We start from the raw sequence: 18,427 nt of genomic DNA on the forward strand, positions 1-18,427 counted from the left end.
GGGCACCGGAGGTGTAGGCACGGACACACGGGAGCTGAGAGTGGTCCATTGAGGAGAGACGAAGCTGTCAGCCGTCACCAGCCCCGCGAGGGGGTCGGGGTACAGCCGGGGAGGCGGCGGGGCCTGAGTCCCGTCGGGTCCGAACTCGTTGATCGGCACCGCCACCCCCTCGACGTCAGCTCTTGGACTTGGCAGGAGCCTTCTTGGCCGCGGGCTTCTTCGCCGCCGCCGGCTTCTTGGCAGGAGCCTTCTTCTTGACCGGGCCCTTGGCGCGCTTCTCGGCCAGCAGCTCGGCCGCCCGCTCGTCGGTGATCGACTCGACGCTGTCCGTCTTGCGCAGCGACGCGTTCGCCTCACCGTCGGTGACGTACGGGCCGAAGCGGCCTTCCTTGATCACCATCGGCTTGCCGGACACCGGGTCGTTGCCCATCTCGCGCAACGGCGGTGCGGCGGCCGCGCGACCGCGCTTCTTCGGCTCGGAGTAGATCTTCAGCGCCTCTTCGAGCGTGACCGTGAAGATCTGCGACTCGTCGGTCAGCGACCGCGAGTCCGTGCCCTTCTTCAGGTACGGGCCGTAGCGGCCGTTCTGCGAGGTGATCTCGGCGCCCGTCTCCGGGTCCTTGCCGACCACGCGCGGCAGCGAGAGCAGCTTCAGCGCGTCGTCCAGCGTGACCGAGCCCAGGTCCATCGACTTGAACAGCGAGCCGGTGCGCGGCTTCGGCGCCTTGGCCTTGGACTTCGCCGTGCCGTTCTCGGCCGGTTCGGGCAGCACCTCGGTCACGTACGGGCCGAAGCGGCCCTCCTTGGCCACGATCTCGTTGCCCGAGACCGGGTCGGTGCCGAGGGAACGGCCCTCCTGCGGCGTCGAGAACAGCTTCTCGGCGATCTCGTTGGTCAGCTCGTCGGGCGCCAGGTCGTCGGGCAGGTTCGCGCGCTGCGCGGCCTCGTCGACCTCGCGCTCCAGGTACGGCCCGAAGCGGCCGACGCGCACGACGACCGTGCGGCCCTCGTCGTCGCTGAACAGCGGGATCGAGTTGACCGCGCGCGGGTCGATGTCCTCGACACCCGTGCCGACCAGCTTCTTCAGGCCGCCGGAACGGCCGATCGAGCCGTCGGGACCGACGCTGCCGCCGAAGTAGAACCCGGACAGCCAGTTCGTGCGGCCCTGCCGACCTGCGGCGATGCCGTCCAGCTCGTCTTCCAGCGCCGCGGTGAAGTCGTAGTCGACCAGGCGGCCGAAGTGCTGCTCCAGCAGCCCGACGACGGCGAACGCGACCCAGGACGGGACCAGCGCGGCGCCCTTCTTCCACACGTAGCCGCGGTCCTGGATGGTGCTGATGATCGACGAGTAGGTGGAGGGACGGCCGATGCCGAGCTCCTCCATCGTCTTGATCAGCGACGGCTCGGTGTAGCGCGAGGGCGGCGAGGTGGTGTGACCGTCCGCGGACAGCTCCGCGATCGTCAGGTCCTGGTCCTTGACCAGCAGCGGGAGGCGCGACTCCGCGTCGTCCGACTCACCGCCGGCCTCGGCGTCGACGGTCTCGACGTAGGCCTTGAGGAAGCCGGCGAACGTGATCGTGCGGCCGGACGCGGCGAACGTGACGTCCTGGCCCGTGCCCGCGCGGCCCTGGATGCGGATGCTGGTCGTGTTGCCCCGCGCGTCGGCCATCTGGGACGCGATCGTGCGCTGCCAGATCATCTCGTAGAGCTTGAACTCGTCCGAGTCGAGCTCGGAGGCCACCTGACCAGGCGTGCGGAAGACCTCTCCCGCCGGCCTGATCGCCTCGTGGGCCTCCTGCGCGTTCTTGACCTTGCGCGTGTACTGGCGGGGCTTGTCCGCGACGTACTGGGCGCCGTAGAGGTCCGTGGCCTGCGTGCGGGCCGCGTTGATCGCCGTCTCCGACAGCGTCGTGCTGTCGGTTCGCATGTAGGTGATGTAGCCGTTCTCGTACAGCTTCTGCGCCGTGCGCATCGTGCGGTCGGCCGAGAACCGCAGCTTGCGGCCGGCCTCCTGCTGCAGCGTCGAGGTCATGAACGGCGGGTACGGCTTGCGCGAGTACGGCTTCTCCTCGACGGAGGCGACCTTGACCGGCGCGTTCTCCAGGCCGGCCGCGATGGCGCGGGCCTGGGCCTCGTCGAGCACGACCACGTCGGCCTTGCCGGTGAGCTTGCCGTCCGAGCCGAAGTCGCGGCCCGTCGCGAGACGTGTGCCGTCGACCGCCACGAGACGCGCGCCGAACTGACGCGGCGTGGCCTTCTCGCCGGCGTCCATCTGCGCCGAGATGTCCCAGTAGCTCGCCGAGACGAACTTCATCCGCTCGCGTTCGCGCTCCACGACCAGACGCGTCGCCACGGACTGCACGCGGCCCGCCGAGAGCTTCGGCATGACCTTCTTCCACAGGACCGGGCTGACCTCGTAGCCGTAGAGGCGGTCGAGGATGCGCCTGGTCTCCTGCGCGTCGACCAGGTCCTGGTCGAGGTCACGGGGGTTGGCCGCGGCCGCCTGGATCGCGGACTCGGTGATCTCGTGGAACACCATCCGGCGGACCGGGATCTTGGGCTTGAGCGTCTCGAGGAGATGCCACGCGATGGCCTCGCCCTCGCGGTCACCGTCTGTCGCGAGGTAGAGCTCGTCGACGTCCTTCAACGCTTCCTTGAGCTCGGTGACCAGCGACTTCTTGTCGGCGGAGACCACGTAGAGGGGCTCGAAGTCGTGGTCGACGTCCACGCCGAGCCTGGCCCAGGCCTGGCCCTTGAACTTCGCGGGGACGTCGGCGGCACCGCGCGGCAGGTCCCGGATGTGTCCCCGGGAGGACTCCACGACGAAGTTGCTGCCGAGGTACGAGGCGATCTTGCGCGCCTTCGTGGGCGACTCGACGATCACCAGTCGTCGGGTGCTGCCCCCGCCTCCGCTGCTCTTTCTCGTCCGTGTCGATCCAGCCACTCGCCGTCCCGCTCTCTTCCAAACCCGGTTCCCAGGCCCGCCAGTGTTGCCCAGCGTCGGCCGAAAAGCACACCATCCGTCGTGTGTCTGCGACGCCTGTACGACGAGACAGAGTGACACAACCATGCCCGACTGCCCGCTCAGGCCGCCGGCCAGGTGCTCATCGCCACTCCCTGCGGAGGGCTTCCGACCAGCTCAGCGAGCCGCGCCAGCCGTCTCCGGCCGGTCACCCGCAACGCCGGTGCCCCTACCAGGGTGCACGGAAGTCCGGATGCGAGCAGGGCATTTTGCAACGGCAGGTGTGTCTGCGGTGCGTTGGGGTCCAAACCGAGCAGGTACGCGGACTCCATCCAGCTGCCGGCGGCCAGCGCCCAGACGCGCAGCACTGCTCCGTTCAGCTCGAAGTCCGCTGGCACCTTCTTGACGGATCCGTCCAGCCAGCGGGCGGCCAGAGGGGTGAGATCGGTGCGGAACGGCGTGCGCACGAAGTGCGTGCCGGCCTCGTTGACGCACAGCTCCGTCGTCACGCCGCGTTCGGTGCAGGCCTGCTTGAGCGGCTGGTGCCGCCAGTCGTCACGCAGCTCGGTGTACACGCGGGCGGCCGTACCGCGCGCGAAGCTGACGGCCTGACCCGGCCCGCAGAGGAAGCCGGCGAGGTCCGCCATGGCCGGGTTCCGCGCCTCGGCCGAGAAGAAGGACAGCTGCCCAACCACGGCCCACAGGGTAGAACAGACGTTCGACTGTGACCAGTGGGACTGCAGTTACAGACCGGTGTCCCTGAGCCCGTCGCACGTCTGCGACTTCCCCAGGGCGTCGGCGTACTTCGGTCGTTTCTCCAGCTCCTGGAAGGTCGCGCGGAGGTCTTCCGGTGTGGTCACGACGTTGGTGTCGGCCAGCACCTTCTCGGCGTTGTCCCAGAACTGCGCGTCGGGTGCGAGCGCCTGCACGGGAGCCTGCGCGGCCCCGTACGACTTCGCGGACTCCCCGGCGAACTTGAGGAACCGCTCGTGCACGCCGTCGAGGTCGTCCTCCGGCGCGCCCAGGTCCTTCAGCTTCTTCTCCGCGGCCGTGAACGCGGTGGCGTTGGACGTGACGAGACCGACGTACGCGGACTTGACCGCGGCCGGGTCCGCCGGATCCTGTTTGCGCAGCTCAGCGCCCGCTTTCGCGCCGGGAGCGACACCACCGCAGACCGCGTCCACCCACTGCCGCTGCGCGTCGGTGATCGGCTTGTCGGCGTCGGAGCCGCAGGCCGTCAGCACAGCGGAACCGGTCAGCAGAGCGGCGAGCAGACGTGTCCTCACGAGGACTAGTTTCCCCCGCCCTGTTTCGCCAGCGCCTGCCACTCCTGGCAGACCTTGTTCGCGCGGAACGCCTCGGTGTACTTCGGGGTCTCCACGGTTTGTTTGAAGAGCGCCTCGATCCTCTCGTTGCCACCGGAGCCCAACATGATCTGCTGGTACCGATCGGGAAACTTGTCGTCGGCCGCCTGCGCACGCAGCCGCGCGGACCTGTCGTCGAAGCTCACGGCCTCCGCCCGGAGCTCCTTGACCAGCCGCTCGTGCAGGCTGCGCACGTCAGAGCCCATCGGGCCGAGCTTCTCCAGCCCATCCGCCGCCGCACGGTCTGACGCCGCCGCTGCCACCACCCAGCCGACCGCGGCCTCCTTGACCGCGGCCATGCCCTCCCGGCCCTTGCCCTGGAGCTGGAGCCGTCCGACCTGCATGACGCCCATCGGGCCGCAGTAGGCGTCGAACCACACCGCCGGGTCGGCGCCCGGCACGTCCGCCGTAGTGGTGGTCGTGGGTGCGGCCTGCTGGACCGGAGCGGGCGGTGGTGGCGTGCTGCACGCGGCGAGGGCGAGGCCCACGCAGACAGCAGCGATCGACGAACGTGCGTTCACGGTGATTTCCCCCAGGAAACCGTCTGACCGGATCGCCGAACAGTACACGTTCGAGTGATCCGGCCAGACGCCGTTTTCGCCTGTCAGGTGGTGGGAGGAGTGGTCTGCAGACCCTTGCAGTTGTTCGCCTTCTGCGCGGCTCCCGCGAGGCCCGTCTCGTCGAACTTCTTCTGCACGTCGGCGCCCGCCTTCTCCAGGTCGCCCGCCTTGCCCACCATCTCGGTGAAGGCGGCGACGACCTGGTTCACGTCGGCCGCCGAGTCGAGCTTCGACTTGGTGTCCGAGAGCAGGGTCTTGATCTGCTCCATGCCGGAGGAAGCGGCCGTGACCAGCTCCTTCGACCTCGGGTGCGGGCCGTTCTCGAGCGCCTTGAGGTCCGCGATCGACTTGTCGACCGCGGTGACCTTCGTGCCGAGCCAGTCCGACAGGCCGGTCTTGAGCGTCGACGGGTCGTTCATGTCGATCGGCGGCTCGTCGGACATCGACTTCACGGTGCCGTCGACGGCGCCGCAGACCTTGTCCATCCACGCCACGACGTCGGCCTCGCTGGCCGTGGGCGTGGTCGAGGACGAACCTCCGCTGCTGCACGCGGAGACCACGAGCAGGCAGCTCGTCACAACTGCGATGACTGTGCGGCGCATGGGGCGGAAGTTACTCCGGACGGCCTCGCTCAGCTCGTCGGCGTGACGTTGAGGCGCTGCATCTCCTGGCACTTCGGCGCCGTCTGCGTGGCCTTCTGCAGCTCGGGGACGTCCTTGAGGTCGCGCAGCGGGTCCGCGAGCTCGGAGAGCTTGGCGATGGCCTCACCCGCGGCCTGGAGGCCTCCGGTGGCGTTGTTGGCGTCGGCCTGCTCGACCTTCGTCTTGGCCTCGGCGAACACGGTGCCGAGCGAGGTGAACGCCTCGGCCATCCTGGTGACGGCCTCCTCACCGCCCTGCACGGGCGACGGGCCGACGTTCTTCAGGCCCTCGGCGGACTTGCCGAAGGCGTCGGCGAGCTGGCCCATGTAGGCGGCCATCTCGGCCTTGAGCTTGGCGGAGTCGCCCGCGTCGAGCTTGGGGGCCGTCTTCTCGATCTTGGCGAACTCGGAGGCAGCGCCGCACACCTTGTCCATGTAGGCGACGGCTGCTGCGTTGTCCGCGCCGCTGGTGGGCGTGGACGGGGTGCCGGAGTTGCCGCCGTTGGTGCACCCGGCCAGCGCTAGGGCGGCAACAGCGGCAGTGGCGACGAGGCTGCGCCTCATGTCGGAACTCCTCGGTCGGGGTACGTCGGGGGATACCCGAAAGTACCCCGACCGGAGGCGTCGGAACTAAGCGGCGCCGTTGCTCACGGTCTCCGCGGGGGTGTCGGTGATCGACGTGCCACGGCGCTTCGACACGACGACCGCACCAACGATGATCAGCGCCGCGACCACGGCGATCGCGATGCGGATCGGGTCGGACGCGCTGTCACCGATGGAGAAGGTGACGATGGCGGGCGCGATCAGCACCGAGACCAGGTTCATCACCTTGATCAGCGGGTTGATGGCCGGGCCTGCGGTGTCCTTGAACGGGTCGCCGACGGTGTCGCCGATGACCGTCGCGGCGTGGGCGTCGGAGCCCTTGCCACCGTGGTTGCCGTCCTCGACCAGCTTCTTGGCGTTGTCCCAGGCACCACCGGAGTTGGCCAGGAAGACCGCCATGAGCGTGCCGGTCGCGATGGCACCGCCGAGATAGCCCGCGAGCGGGCCGACGCCGAGACCGAAGCCGACTGCGACAGGGGCGAGCACGGCCATCAGGCCGGGGGTCGCGAGCTCGCGCAGCGAGTCCCTGGTGCAGATGTCGACGACGCGGCCGTACTCCGGCTTCACCGAGTAGTCCATGATGCCCGGGTTCTCGCGGAACTGGCGGCGCACCTCGAACACGATGGCACCGGCGGCGCGCGTCACGGCGTTGACGGCCAGGCCCGAGAACATGAAGACGACGGCCGCACCGATGACGACGCCGACGAGCACGTTCGGGCTGAACACCAGGTTGCTGAACGACGCGGGGAGCTCCCCGCCGATGTTGCCGACCTTGGCGATCGCCTGCGTGATCGCGTCCTGGTAGGAGCCGAACAGCGCCGTGGCGGCGAGCACCGCCGTGGCGATCGCGATGCCCTTGGTGATGGCCTTGGTGGTGTTGCCCACCGCGTCGAGCTCGGTGAGGATCTGCGCGCCCTCGCCGTGCACGTCACCGGACATCTCGGCGATGCCCTGCGCGTTGTCCGAGACCGGGCCGAAGGTGTCCATCGCGACGATGACACCGACGGTGGTGAGCAGACCACAACCGGCCAGCGCGATCGCGAACAGCGCGACCACGGTCGAGCCGGAGAGCAGGAACGCGCCGTAGACGGCGGCACCGATGACGAGCGCGGTGTAGACGGCCGACTCGAAACCGACCGAGATGCCCGAGAGGATCACCGTGGCCGCACCGGTCCGCGAGGTCTCGCCGACCTCCTTGACCGGCTTGTGGTCGGTGCCGGTGTAGTAGCCGGTCAGCCAGAGGATGACGCCGGCCAGCACGATGCCGATGATGACCGCGACGGAGGCGATCAACGCCGGGTTGCCGGAGTCGTTCTTGATCTGGTCGCTGATGCCGTTGAGGTCCGCGAAGGAGCTCGGCAGGTACACGAACGCCGCGATGGTGCACAGCACCGCGGAGATGACCGCGGAGATGTAGAAGGCGCGGTTGATGGCCGACAGGCCGTTCTCCCCCGCCTTCGCCCTCGTCGTGTAGACGCCGATGACCGCGGTGAGCACACCGATCGCCGGAACGATCAGCGGGAACAGCAGGCCGTGCACACCGAACGCCGCGGTGCCGAGGATCAGCGACGCGACGAGCGTGACGGCGTAGGACTCGAAGAGGTCGGCCGCCATGCCGGCGCAGTCACCGACGTTGTCGCCCACGTTGTCCGCGATGGTGGCGGCGTTGCGGGGGTCGTCCTCGGGGATGCCCTGCTCGACCTTGCCGACGAGGTCGGCACCGACGTCGGCGGCCTTGGTGAAGATGCCGCCACCGACGCGCATGAACATCGCGAGCAGCGCGGCGCCGAAGCCGAAGCCCTCCAGGACCTTGGGGGCCTGACCGGCGTAGACGAGCACGACGAGCGCCGCGCCGAAGAGGCCGAGACCGACCGTGGTCATGCCGACCACACCGCCGGTGCGGAACGCGATGCGCGTCGCCTTTTCGCGACCGCCTTCTTCGTTCGCGGCGGCGGCGACACGCACGTTGGCGCGCGTGGACAACCACATGCCCAGGTAGCCGATAGTCGCCGAGAACGCGGCACCGACGATGAAGAACAAAGATCGACCGATTCGCTCGGCCAAATCATCTGCCGGAAGCGCGAACAGCAGTACGAACACGATCACGACAAAAATGCCGAGCGTGCGGAACTGCCGGTTGAGGTAGGCCGCTGCGCCCTCCTGAACCGCCTTGGCGATGTCCTGCATCTTCGGGGTGCCCTGGCCCGCGGCCAGAACCTCCTTGAGCAGCACGTACCCGACGGCGAGAGCAGCCAGGGCGACCACGGCGACCACGGCTACGACGCCGCGATCACCCCCGGAGAGCTCGAGGCCCTCCGCGAGGAAATGCCGGGACATCCGTCCTCCTGGTGAGTTGCCATGTGCAGCGCCAAGGCAGTCCAGCCGCCCAGCGCGACGTGACGCATCCCTCATTGGATGCGATGAGCGGGGAGTCTAGGGGCTTGTTGCAAGGAGGCAACGAAACGTCCCGTTCCGTGCACACACCGTTATCTGCGCAGGAAGTCGAGCACGGCCCGGCCGGAACTGTCGGTGGTGTATGCGAAGCTCGATCCCGTGGTGGATCAGGGACGCCGGCTGCTGGACCGCGTGCTGGCGGGAGTGCCCGCCGGGGAGTCACCCCTCACGCACGCGCGTGATCTGCCGTTGCGGCAGGCAGATCACGTGGACTGGCCTGCGTGGACGGCGCCGGCGGTCGTCGAGGCGTTCGTGGAGACGGGGGTGCGCGAGCCGTGGCGGCACCAGGCCGAGGCGGCGTCGCTGGCGTGGTCCGGGCAGCACGTGGTCCTCGCGACGGGCACGGCGTCGGGCAAGTCACTTGCCTACCAGTTGCCGGTGCTTTCCACTCTTTTGGCGGACACGAAGGCCACCGCGCTGTACCTGTCACCGACCAAAGCCCTTGGGGCGGACCAGCTCCGTTCGCTCGAGGAGCTGGGGATCAAGGGGGTGCGCGCGTCGGCCTACGACGGCGACACCCCGATGGCCGAACGCGACTGGGTCAAGGCCCACGCGAACTGGGTCTTCACCAACCCGGACATGCTGCACCGCGGAATCCTTCCGCAGCACCCGAAATGGCTGCGGTTCTTCCGCAGGCTGAAGTACGTGGTGATCGACGAGTGCCATTCCTACCGAGGCGTTTTCGGGTCGCACGTGGCGTTGTTGATGCGAAGGCTGCGTCGCGTCGCGCGGAAATACGGCGCGGACCCGATCTTCGTTTTGGCATCGGCCACTGTGGCTGATCCTTCTGGATCGGCCGAACGATTGCTCGGCGTCCCCGTTTCCGCTGTCGTGGACGACTTCTCGCCGCGTGCGTCGCGCACGGTCGCGTTGTGGGAACCCCCACTGACCTCTCTGGAGGGTGAGAACGGCGCGCCCGTCCGGCGGTCGGCGGGCGCGGAGACGTCGCGGATCCTGGCCGACCTCGTCGTCGAGGGCGCACGGTCGCTCGCGTTCGTGCGCTCACGCCGCGGCGCCGAGCTCACGGCGATGGGCACGCAGCGAATCCTGTCCGAAGTGGACAGTGAGCTGCCGCCTCGCGTGGCCGCCTACCGGGGCGGGTTCCTGCCGGAGGAACGGCGCGCGCTGGAGAAGGCCCTGTCCACGGGCGACCTGCTCGGCGTGGCGACCACGAACGCGCTGGAGCTCGGCGTCGACATCGCCGGGCTCGACGCCGTGGTGGTGGCGGGCTTCCCCGGCACGCTGGCGTCGTTCTGGCAGCAGGCGGGCCGTGCCGGCAGGTCGGGGGACAGCGCGTTGGTCGTGTTCGTGGCGCGCGACGACCCGTTGGACACGTACCTGGTGCACAACCCGGCCGCGGTGCTGGACAGGCCGGTGGAGGCGACGGTCCTGGACCCGCTGAACCCGTACGTGCTCGGCCCGCAGCTGGCGTGCGCGGCGTCGGAGATGCCGCTGACCCCTGCGTGCCTCCCCGACTTCGGCGGCCCGCTGGCCGAGACCGTGCTGGCCGAACTGGTGGCGGAGAAACTGCTGCGCCGCAGACCGGCCGGCTGGTACTGGGCGTCGCACGACAGGCCGCACGCCGGCGTAGACATCCGCGGCTCCGGCGGCGACCAGGTGGCTGTCGTGGAGGCCGACTCGGGCCGGATGCTCGGCACGGTCGACCCGGGATCGGCCTCGTGGCAGGTGCACCCCGGCGCCGTCTACCTGCACCAGGGCCGCGCGTACGTCGTCGACGAGCTCGACCTGGACAGCGGCCTGGCGCTCGTCCACCGCGAAGACCCGGAGTGGACGACGCAGCCGCGCGACTGCGTCGACATCACCGTGGTCCACGAGATCGAACGCACCGACTTCGGCGGCGTCACCGTGTCGTTGGGCGAGGTGGAGGTGACGACGCAGGTCGTCGGCTACCTGCGCCGCCTGCCGTCCGGCGTGGTGCTCGACCAGATCCCGCTGGACCTCCCCGAACAGACGCTGCGCACCAGAGCCGTCTGGTACACCGTCGACGAGTCGCTGCTGTTCGACGCCGGCGTGGAGGCCAAGCGGATCCCCGGCGCCCTGCACGCGGCCGAACACGCGGCCATCGGCCTGTTACCGCTCTTCGCGACGTGCGACAGGTGGGACATCGGCGGCGTCTCCACGGCCGCGCACCCCGACACGGGCGTGCCGACGGTGTTCGTGCACGACGGTCATCCGGGCGGAGCGGGCTTCGCCGACCGCGGCCACTCGGCGCTGCGGGCCTGGCTCTCCGCGACCCGTGCGGCGATCAGCGCCTGCGCGTGCCCGATGGGGTGCCCGTCGTGCGTGCAGTCGCCCAAGTGCGGCAACGGCAACGACCCGCTGGACAAGGCGGGTGCCGTGCTGGTGCTGGACGTGGTGCTGGGCAAAATCACCTGACCTGTGCTGGTGCTGGGCAAAATCGCCTGACCCGTGCCGGTTCGCCCGGTTACGGTGGCGGGGTGAACGCCTGCAGCTGCAACGCCGCCACCCGGACCCGCCGCCTCTAGGCGCGGCGAGAGCCCGACGCTCCGCTACGCCTCTGCGTGGTGGAGTCGGAGGCCTGTCGTGCCATCGCGCGGCGGAGCGAGAGCTCATCGCACCTACGTGCAGCGAAGCCAAAGCTTCTCTCACCTACGTGCGGCAGAGACAGGCTCCTTTCGACTACGTGCAGCAGAGCCTGACGAGCTGAGTCACCCCGCGCGAGGGTCGACGCTTCGCCGCGCCCGTCCACCTTCATCGGCCACGGGTTCCTCAGGAGTTGCCTTGTTCACGCCTTTTCCCGATCTGAACGCTCTGCTCGCCGACCTCGTCTCGTCCGTGCGCGAGATCCTCGGCCCCACCTACGTCGGCGCGTACGTCCAGGGCTCGTTCGCCCTGGGTGCCGGTGACGTCCACAGCGACTGCGACTTCGTCGTCGCCTGCACCGAACTGCCGTCCGGCGACCGCGAGGCCGGGTTGCGGGCGTTGCACGACGAGATCCCCACGCGGCCCGGCCACTGGTCCACCGAGATCGAGGGCTCGTACGCCGACGTCGAGTCGCTGCGTTCGGTGGCGGGCCTTGGGGTTCCGTGGCTGTTCAACGACCACGGCACGCGCACGCTGGTCTGGGACACGCACTGCAACAGTCCGCACGCCCGGTGGATCCTGCGGCACCACGGGATCGTGCTGGACGGGCCGCCGATCACGGCGCTGGTCGACGAGGTTCCGGCTTCGGTGCTGCGCTCGTCGATGCGGGCCGAGTTGCCGCACGTGCTCGAAGGCATCCGCGAGTGGGCGCCGATGGGCAACGCGTGGTCGCAGCGCTACATCGTGTCGACCTACTGCCGCACGCTCTACACCATCCACACCGGAGAGGTGGAGTCGAAGCGCGGCGCCCTGGTGTGGGCGTTGAATGTGCTCGATCAGCGGTGGCACCCGCTGATCGAGCAAGTCCTTCAAGACCGGGACCTCGGCTGGGACGCCGATGCGGTACCGCGGCCCGGATCCATGGAGGAGACCCTGGCCTTCGCCGCTTACGCGGAAAACCTCTAGGGCTCCTTGCGGACGCCTCGCCGACTGCGTCGGCGAGGCGTTTCGTGGGCGCGGCGGGGGCTCACGGGTACCCCCGCCGCGCTCTCCACGTGCCGAACACCGTGTTCCCGCCTGCTACCGCTTCGTGACCGGATCCCTTGGAACATCGGTGGAATCTGGTTCGTTCGTCTCGACAGGACACGCGGGAGGCGTTCGGTGTCCACTGTCTTCTGACGAACTCCGGGGAGGAGCCGGCTTCACCGACCGCGGCAGAGCTGGTGCTCTGCCACTAACGTTCCTCGGCCCGGTCACTACTGCGGGAGGCTGTCCTTCGGGGTGCGTGTTCGGCTTTTCGCCCGTTCCTCTGCTGGCCCCCGACGTGCGGGGTGCGGAGGCCGATCATCGGATCGGGCTTGGTGGAACGGCCGTGCAGGGCATCGCCTTCGGGGTTGTCGGGGAGAGTCCACGACGACACCCAACACGGCCGGGCTTCTTCGTTTTCAGTTGTGGGTCAGACGGTTTCGAGCTGGTAGCGCGCCGGGGCGTGCACGGCCTCGACGAGCGCGTCCTGCACGACGTGCGCGTCCGGCAGGTTCCAGCCGCAGACCTGCGGCTTGACTCGCCAGTGCACGACACCGTGCGCCATGGTGGTGGGCGGCAGCGGGATGTACTCCCCCTTGCCGTAGAGGTGCACGTCCGGGTTGCCGGCCAGCTCGGTGTTGAGGGTCGAGCCGGACTTCACCAGGAACATCCACCGGCCGGACGGGGTCGCGGCGATCGGCACGGGGACGCCGATCGAGCGGAGTGCGACGGCCGCGCGGCGACCGAGGTCGGTGCCGACCTCGATCGCGTCCACCACGTGACCGGTGGCGACGAGAAGGCTGTACGACGCGCCGGTCCACCAGGTGGCGACCTGCTCGGGACGGGTCCCGATGCGGTCCACCCAGTCGCGGTGCACCGGGATCGGGCCGTGCAGCTCAAGACCGCTGCGCCCCGCCCACTGCGTCACGCCGTTCTCAGAACCGGCCGGAAAGGTGCCGGGCAGCACGGGCCAACCGCGGAACGCGAGGCTGATGGCCTCGGCACGCAGTTCGATGCGGAAGGCCCCGCGCCAGCTGTCCGACCAATCCATCTTCCGTCGCCTTCTTCCTAGGCTTTGACTCGACATCGACGTGGTGCCGGTGTTCGTAGGACACCGCGTCGGTGCCGCCACTACAACTAACGACACCGGCACCGGGCTCCGTAACCCCCGCTCGACAACTGGTAGCTACGGGACGGCGAACGTCCTTTGTCAGAACGGGCAACTGAACTCCGGGCGTTTGGTTCGATCACCGTTCAGCATGTCCCGGCGGCGGTGTGAGTCCGCTCACCGCTGTGAGCCGACCGCTCGTCGTGCTCCAAACGCTTCGATCTTCAGCCGGACCTGCCCTGGCTCGTGCGCTCGCCGGGCCGAACGGCGTAATCGCCGACGCCTCGACAACCACCTCCCATCCGTTCACCGCGCAGCTCGTCAGCTCGGCCCGGTTCTCCGACGCCACGCGTTTTGCCTGCTCACAAGCACTTTCGGCGCCTTCGGTGAGACGAGCGGCAGCGGCGAGCGCCGCCAAGTCGGCGGCACCGCTCACCCGATGCCGCGCGACGACCGCCGAACCGATCTGCGCGCCGCCCACCGCGACGATGATCAGCAACAACATCGCCGCCACGCCGCTCACCGCAGCCGAACCTCGATCGCAACCGGGCCGTTCGCCGTTCATCGCGGCTCCGGCACGGCGAACGCCCGTGCGCTGAGCGGTAGGCCCAGCGGCCCTCGTTTGCTGACGACGACCTCGATCGCGTCGGCTTGTTCGTTGATCAAAACGTTGGCGCCGCCCACGATCCGCCCGGCCGCCTCTTCACCGCGCTGCCGTTCACCGCGCGCCGCAAGCCGTGCCGCTTCTCTCGCCGCGTCGGCGCACCGCATCTGCTCGGTGACCGCCGTCAGCCCGTTCGCCGCCAGCACCACGGCCACGAGCAGCGCGCAGACCGCGATCGCCGCCTCGACCGTGACCATGCCCCGGTCGTCAGACCGAAGACAGCGCACGCTGTATCAGCTCCCGCAACTCGTTCTGCAGGAAGTCGCTGGTGAGAATCACGTACAGCAGTCCGGCGAACGCGGCCGCGGCCAACGTCCCGATCGCGTATTCAACAGTGCTCATACCGCTGTCGTCGTCGAGCAATTCCATGTCACGTCTCCTAGTTGAGGAGCTGGCCGGCCAGACCCAGCACCACCGGCGCGACGCCGAGGCACAGGAAGGCCGGCAGGAAACACAGTGCGAGCGGCGCGGCCACCGCCACCGCGGCCTTCTGCGCCTTCGCCTCCGCTTCGTCGCTCGCCTCGGACCTCGTGCGTTCGGCGAGCTCCGCGGTCTGCCGGGCGAGCGCGGCCCCTGACCGCGCGGTCCGCCTCGCGGCCCTGGCCAGCAGCGCCGTGGCGGGGTGGTCGAGCGCAGACGCCCATGCCGTGACCGGGTCGGCACCCAGCCTGAGCAGTTCGGCGACCTGGCCCAGCTCCCTGATCTCGACCGCCTGGATCGCGGTGGGCACCGGCAGGCCGGCCCTGAGGCACGCGGCCAGCAGGTCCCAGGCCGCCGCCCGTTCGAACGGACCGTCCGGCTTCACCTCGTCGCCCGGTGGGTCGTGCGCGCTGGGTCTGAGCCGATCCATCGATCGTCGTGGCGCCGGTGCGACGAGCAGTGCCAGCGCGAGGAGCAGGAACGTCACGGCTCCACCTCCGTGATCCGCTGCGTCCACCACACCCCTGCCGCCGCGAAGGTCGCTCCCAGCGCCAGGAGGAACTGCCCCGCCGGAGTGCCCGTCAGGACGTGCAGCGGCCGCGCGCCGCTCAACTCGCCCAGCAGCACGCCCACCGGTGGCAGGCCGGCCAGCACGGCCGCGCTGGCTCGCGGCCCAGCCATCCGCGCGTGCACCTGCCGCGCGAACGCAGCCCTCTGGTCGAGGTCGCGCCTCGTGGCGTCCAGGACGTCCGCCAGCGCCACACCGTGCTTCGCCGACACGCGCCACGCCCTGGCCAGCTGGTCCACCGCCCTGGTCAGCAACGGCTGCCGCAACTCGCGCAACGTCCGTTCGACGTCACCGCCCAGCCTCGACGTGGCCGCCACCGCTTTCAGCACCTCCTTCGCCGGAGCCGGGGTGTCCTCCGCCGCACCTTCCGCCGCCTGCGCGGGATGGGCGCCCGCGCGCAGCTCGTCGATCACGCCGCCCAGGCCGTTGCTCAACGCCTCAGTCGCCTGGCGTAGTGCCTTGTTCCGCTTGTGCTGCTTGAGGATTCGTCTTCCCGTAGCAGTCAGCACCGCTACGGCGACGAGCCCGCCGACACCGGCCACGAGGTAGGTGACCACTGCCGCTGCCGCGAGCCAGACGTACGGCGGCACCGCGATTTCCCTTTTGTGCAGCGGTCTGAGCCTTCTGACCGCCTTGAGCTGAGGCCAGACGAGCAGCGCCGTTGCCAGCAGGATCAGGCTCACCATGGCAACTCCCCTTGGTGCCAACCGCGCTCACGTGTCCAGACCGGACGGACGGTGAGCCCGTCGTCCTTCTCGAACACACCGATCTCGTTGAGGTACCTGGTGTTCTGGTCCCGCCGCATGTGCAGCACGACGCGGACCGCCGCCGCGACCTGGCTGTGCAGCGCCCGCGGCTCCAGTCCGCCCAACGCCCCCAGCGCCTCCAACCGCGCGGGCACCTCGGCGGGCGAGTTGGCGTGCATCGTCCCGGCGCCACCGTCGTGTCCGGTGTTCAACGAGGTGAGCAACTCCCGCACCTCGGCTCCGCGCACCTCCCCCACGACGATGCGATCGGGCCGCATCCGCAGGGCTTCCCGCACCAACTGCCTGGTGGTGACCTCACCCGCGCCCTCGACGTTCGCCGGCCGCGCCGTGAGCCGCACGAACTGCGGGTGATCCGGGTTCAGCTCGCCCGCGTCCTCCACGCACACAATGCGTTCGTGCTGCGGCACGCACCCGAGCAACGCCGACAACAACGACGTCTTGCCAGACCCGGTGCCTCCGACCACGAGGAACGCCATGCGCCTGCGGACGATCGTGCGCAGGGCTTCCGCGATCTCGGAGTCGAACGTGCCGAGGTTCTGCAGTGCGTCCAGGTCGTGCGTGGCCGGTCTGAGGATGCGGAGCGACAGGCACGTGCGGTCGGCGATCGGCGGGAGCACGGCGTGCAGCCGGACTCCGCTGCCCGGCAGCCACCCGTCGACACACGGCGAAGCGTCGTCGAGCCGCCGGCCCGCTCCCACGGCCAGCCGTTGGGCGAGGCGCCTCACCGCGTCCTCGTCGGGGAAGGTGATGCCGGTTCTGCGCAGGCCTGTCGTGCCGTCGACCCAGACCTGGTCCGGCGCGGTGACCAGGACGTCGGTGGTGCCGGGGTCGGCCAGGAGCGGGTCGAGCGGGCCGGTGCCGCTGAACTCCTGGCGGAGCACCTGAAGGGCTTCGAGGACGTCCGAGTCGGCGAGCACGCCGCCGGCTTCGGTGCGGACCGCGTGGGCCACCACGGCCGCGGTCATCTCCATGTCGGCGCCAGCCAGGCGGTGGCGGACCCGGTCGATCAGGGCGGCGGTCATGTCGCTGCCTCGGGGCGGCGGGCGTGGCGGCCGTAGGTGATCTCGCGGCCGGTGAAGCGGAGCCAGGTTTCCTGGCACCAGATGAGGAAGCGGTTCACTTCGGCTCCTTCGAGGTCACTTCGGCTCCTTCTTGAAGACGAAGCGGGGTGGGTAGAGGCGGCGGTAGACGGCGAGGTTGCGCGCCATGCGGCACGCGATCCGGCAGAGGAGGCGGAGGCGGGTCACGGCTGGAGTTCCTTCTGGGCAAGGGATTCCGGGATGGAGGGTGAGGGGTTTGTGGAGGGAAGGGGAGGTGGGAGAGCGGAAGAGAGGCGGGCGGGATCAGGTGCCTGCGAAGGCCGCGGAAGGGGCGGCGGAGCGTTGTGCGGGCACGTCCGTTCCGCGCGGATCTCCTTCTGCTGCAGGGAAGAAGGGAACACAGCCGCAACCGGCGGAGCCCGGCGGCGGCGCCGGCTCGGGGTCGTCCAGGTAGGACGCGAGGCACTCGGCCTCCTCGGCTTCGCGGCCGGTCACGGGCGGAGCTCCTTCAGGACCGCGCGGGCCGCTGTTGCCAGCGGGCCCTTCGGGTTGCGCGGGAAGCGGCCTCGTTCCAGCACCTCGGCCAGGCCCGGTTCTGCTCGCATCGACGTGAGGAGGGGGACGCCGATCACCTCGGCCATCTCGGACGGCTGGAGGTTGCCAGGGGACGGGCCTCTGACCACCAGGCGGAGGTTGCGGCCGTTCGTCAGGAGGCGGGTGGCCACTCGGCTGGCTGCTGCTGTGGCTCGGACTTCGGCTGGGACCACGAGGATCGTCAGGTCTGTGCGGTCCAGGGCTGCCGAGGCTGAGGCCGTGGGGAAGCGCGGGAGGTCGCAGAGGACCGTGCAGCCCGCTCTGCGGCCCGTGTCCAGGACTGCTGCCACGGCGGCCGGTTCCGGGTCCGGGGCCGATCGGTCGCAGGCCAGGACGCTCAGGTTGCCCGTGGTGGGGAGGGCGGCTCGCAGGGCCGACATCGGCACCCTGCCGCCGGTGGCGTGGACGCCTGGCCAGCGGGCGCCCTGGTCGGACTCCGTGCCGAGGGCCAGGTCTATGCCGCCGCCCAGCGGGTCGCAGTCGACGAGCATCGCCTCGCCGCCCTCGACCACGGCCTCGCGGCCGCAGGCCACGGCCAGGGTCGAGGCGCCTGCTCCTCCCCTGCCGCCGATGAACGACACCACTCGGCCCCGGTCGGACGGTGGGCCCTCGCCCAGGTCGGTCAGGGCCGTCACCAGGGAGCGGCCCTCCACCGGGAGTTCCAGGACGCCGTCGGCTCCGAGAGCCACGGCCGGGGCCCAGGGCGGGTCGCCTCCGTGGACGACCAGGACGCCGGTGCGACGGGGGAAGCCCGCGTCGAGGCAGGCGGAGACCGCGGCCGGGTCGAGCAGGACGAGGGGTGCGGAGTGCCATTGCGAGCGCAGCGAGGTGACGTCCGGGGCGCAGGAGAGCGGGCAGTCGGCAGCGGCGGCGACGCGGAGGACCTCGTCGAGCAGGTCCTGGTCCGTGAGCAGGGCGATGGGGTGGGTCATGGGATCAACCGTGGTCAGTCGTGATGAACGACACAACGGGGGTTGATCCAGATGTGGACAAGTCAGCGGCTGTGGACAGGTCGCGATCTTGAAGCCCTTGGCGCGGCAGGACTGTCGGTGTCGTGTGCGACGCTGAAGGGTTGGGCACCGGAACGCGGCG

17 protein-coding genes are annotated in these 18,427 nt (G+C 69.8%); 2 read left to right on the forward strand and 15 right to left on the reverse strand.

Annotation, left to right across the window (positions count from 1 at the left end):
- Positions 1-175: 175 nt before the first annotated feature.
- From topA to ACFWN2_RS43035, 7 genes are all read right to left on the reverse strand, one after another.
- Positions 176-2,944: a type I DNA topoisomerase gene (gene topA / locus ACFWN2_RS43005; RefSeq protein ID WP_382436430.1), complete on the reverse strand. Its 2,769-nt coding sequence runs from the start codon at positions 2,942-2,944 to the stop codon at positions 176-178.
- Between the two features lie 140 nt (positions 2,945-3,084).
- Positions 3,085-3,657, reverse strand: a complete 573-nt coding sequence (locus ACFWN2_RS43010) for a hypothetical protein (protein WP_382436432.1) — start codon at positions 3,655-3,657, stop codon at positions 3,085-3,087.
- A gap of 48 nt (positions 3,658-3,705) precedes the next feature.
- Positions 3,706-4,248, reverse strand: coding sequence for a hypothetical protein (locus ACFWN2_RS43015; protein WP_382436433.1), 543 nt, complete (start codon positions 4,246-4,248; stop codon positions 3,706-3,708).
- A gap of 5 nt (positions 4,249-4,253) precedes the next feature.
- Positions 4,254-4,847 carry a hypothetical protein gene (locus tag ACFWN2_RS43020; RefSeq protein ID WP_382436435.1) on the reverse strand — a complete coding sequence of 198 codons (594 nt, stop codon included), beginning with the start codon at positions 4,845-4,847 and terminating at the stop codon, positions 4,254-4,256.
- Positions 4,848-4,930: 83 nt separating this feature from the next.
- Positions 4,931-5,488 carry a hypothetical protein gene (locus ACFWN2_RS43025; protein WP_382436436.1) on the reverse strand — a complete coding sequence of 186 codons (558 nt, stop codon included), beginning with the start codon at positions 5,486-5,488 and terminating at the stop codon, positions 4,931-4,933.
- Positions 5,489-5,517: 29 nt separating this feature from the next.
- A complete protein-coding gene (locus tag ACFWN2_RS43030) occupies positions 5,518-6,090 on the reverse strand; it encodes a hypothetical protein (RefSeq protein WP_382436437.1) in 573 nt (190 codons plus the stop codon).
- 66 nt (positions 6,091-6,156) lie between these two features.
- Positions 6,157-8,466: a sodium-translocating pyrophosphatase gene (locus ACFWN2_RS43035; protein ID WP_382436438.1), complete on the reverse strand. Its 2,310-nt coding sequence runs from the start codon at positions 8,464-8,466 to the stop codon at positions 6,157-6,159.
- A gap of 216 nt (positions 8,467-8,682) precedes the next feature.
- Here ACFWN2_RS43035 and ACFWN2_RS43040 point away from each other — a divergent pair, with 216 nt between their 5' ends.
- Together ACFWN2_RS43040 and ACFWN2_RS43045 are read left to right on the forward strand one after the other, a co-directional pair.
- Positions 8,683-10,980 carry a DEAD/DEAH box helicase gene (locus ACFWN2_RS43040; RefSeq protein ID WP_382436439.1) on the forward strand — a complete coding sequence of 766 codons (2,298 nt, stop codon included), beginning with the start codon at positions 8,683-8,685 and terminating at the stop codon, positions 10,978-10,980.
- 366 nt (positions 10,981-11,346) lie between these two features.
- Positions 11,347-12,114: an aminoglycoside adenylyltransferase domain-containing protein gene (locus ACFWN2_RS43045; protein WP_382436440.1), complete on the forward strand. Its 768-nt coding sequence runs from the start codon at positions 11,347-11,349 to the stop codon at positions 12,112-12,114.
- Between the two features lie 490 nt (positions 12,115-12,604).
- On the opposite strand, the gene ACFWN2_RS43050 is transcribed toward ACFWN2_RS43045, so the two are convergent.
- The 8 genes from ACFWN2_RS43050 to ssd all read right to left on the reverse strand — a co-directional run bounded on the left by ACFWN2_RS43050 (position 12,605) and on the right by ssd (position 18,267).
- Entirely contained in the window at positions 12,605-13,225 is a 621-nt protein-coding gene (locus tag ACFWN2_RS43050; RefSeq protein WP_382436442.1) for a bifunctional DNA primase/polymerase, read from the reverse strand.
- 196 nt (positions 13,226-13,421) lie between these two features.
- A complete protein-coding gene (locus ACFWN2_RS43055; RefSeq protein WP_382436443.1) occupies positions 13,422-13,847 on the reverse strand; it encodes an Rv3654c family TadE-like protein in 426 nt (141 codons plus the stop codon).
- A complete protein-coding gene (locus ACFWN2_RS43060; protein WP_382436444.1) occupies positions 13,844-14,143 on the reverse strand; it encodes a TadE family type IV pilus minor pilin in 300 nt (99 codons plus the stop codon). The genes ACFWN2_RS43055 and ACFWN2_RS43060 overlap by 4 nt, the downstream gene beginning before the upstream one ends.
- A 10-nt stretch (positions 14,144-14,153) precedes the next feature.
- Entirely contained in the window at positions 14,154-14,315 is a 162-nt protein-coding gene (locus tag ACFWN2_RS43065) for a DUF4244 domain-containing protein (protein WP_382436445.1), read from the reverse strand.
- 10 nt (positions 14,316-14,325) lie between these two features.
- Positions 14,326-14,853, reverse strand: coding sequence for a type II secretion system F family protein (locus ACFWN2_RS43070; RefSeq protein ID WP_382436446.1), 528 nt, complete (start codon positions 14,851-14,853; stop codon positions 14,326-14,328).
- Entirely contained in the window at positions 14,850-15,620 is a 771-nt protein-coding gene (locus ACFWN2_RS43075) for a type II secretion system F family protein (protein ID WP_382436448.1), read from the reverse strand. Before ACFWN2_RS43075 ends, ACFWN2_RS43070 begins: the two co-directional genes overlap by 4 nt.
- Entirely contained in the window at positions 15,614-16,723 is a 1,110-nt protein-coding gene (locus tag ACFWN2_RS43080; RefSeq protein ID WP_382436449.1) for a TadA family conjugal transfer-associated ATPase, read from the reverse strand. Before ACFWN2_RS43080 ends, ACFWN2_RS43075 begins: the two co-directional genes overlap by 7 nt.
- Positions 16,724-17,232: 509 nt before the next feature.
- The gene (ssd, locus tag ACFWN2_RS43085; RefSeq protein ID WP_382436450.1) at positions 17,233-18,267 is read right to left on the reverse strand and encodes a septum site-determining protein Ssd; all 1,035 of its coding nucleotides are present in this window, start codon (positions 18,265-18,267) and stop codon (positions 17,233-17,235) included.
- Between the last annotated feature and the right edge of the window lie 160 nt (positions 18,268-18,427).

Origin of the sequence: Lentzea sp. NPDC058436, from assembly GCF_042721515.1 — a bacterium.
GTDB lineage: Bacteria > Actinomycetota > Actinomycetes > Mycobacteriales > Pseudonocardiaceae > Lentzea.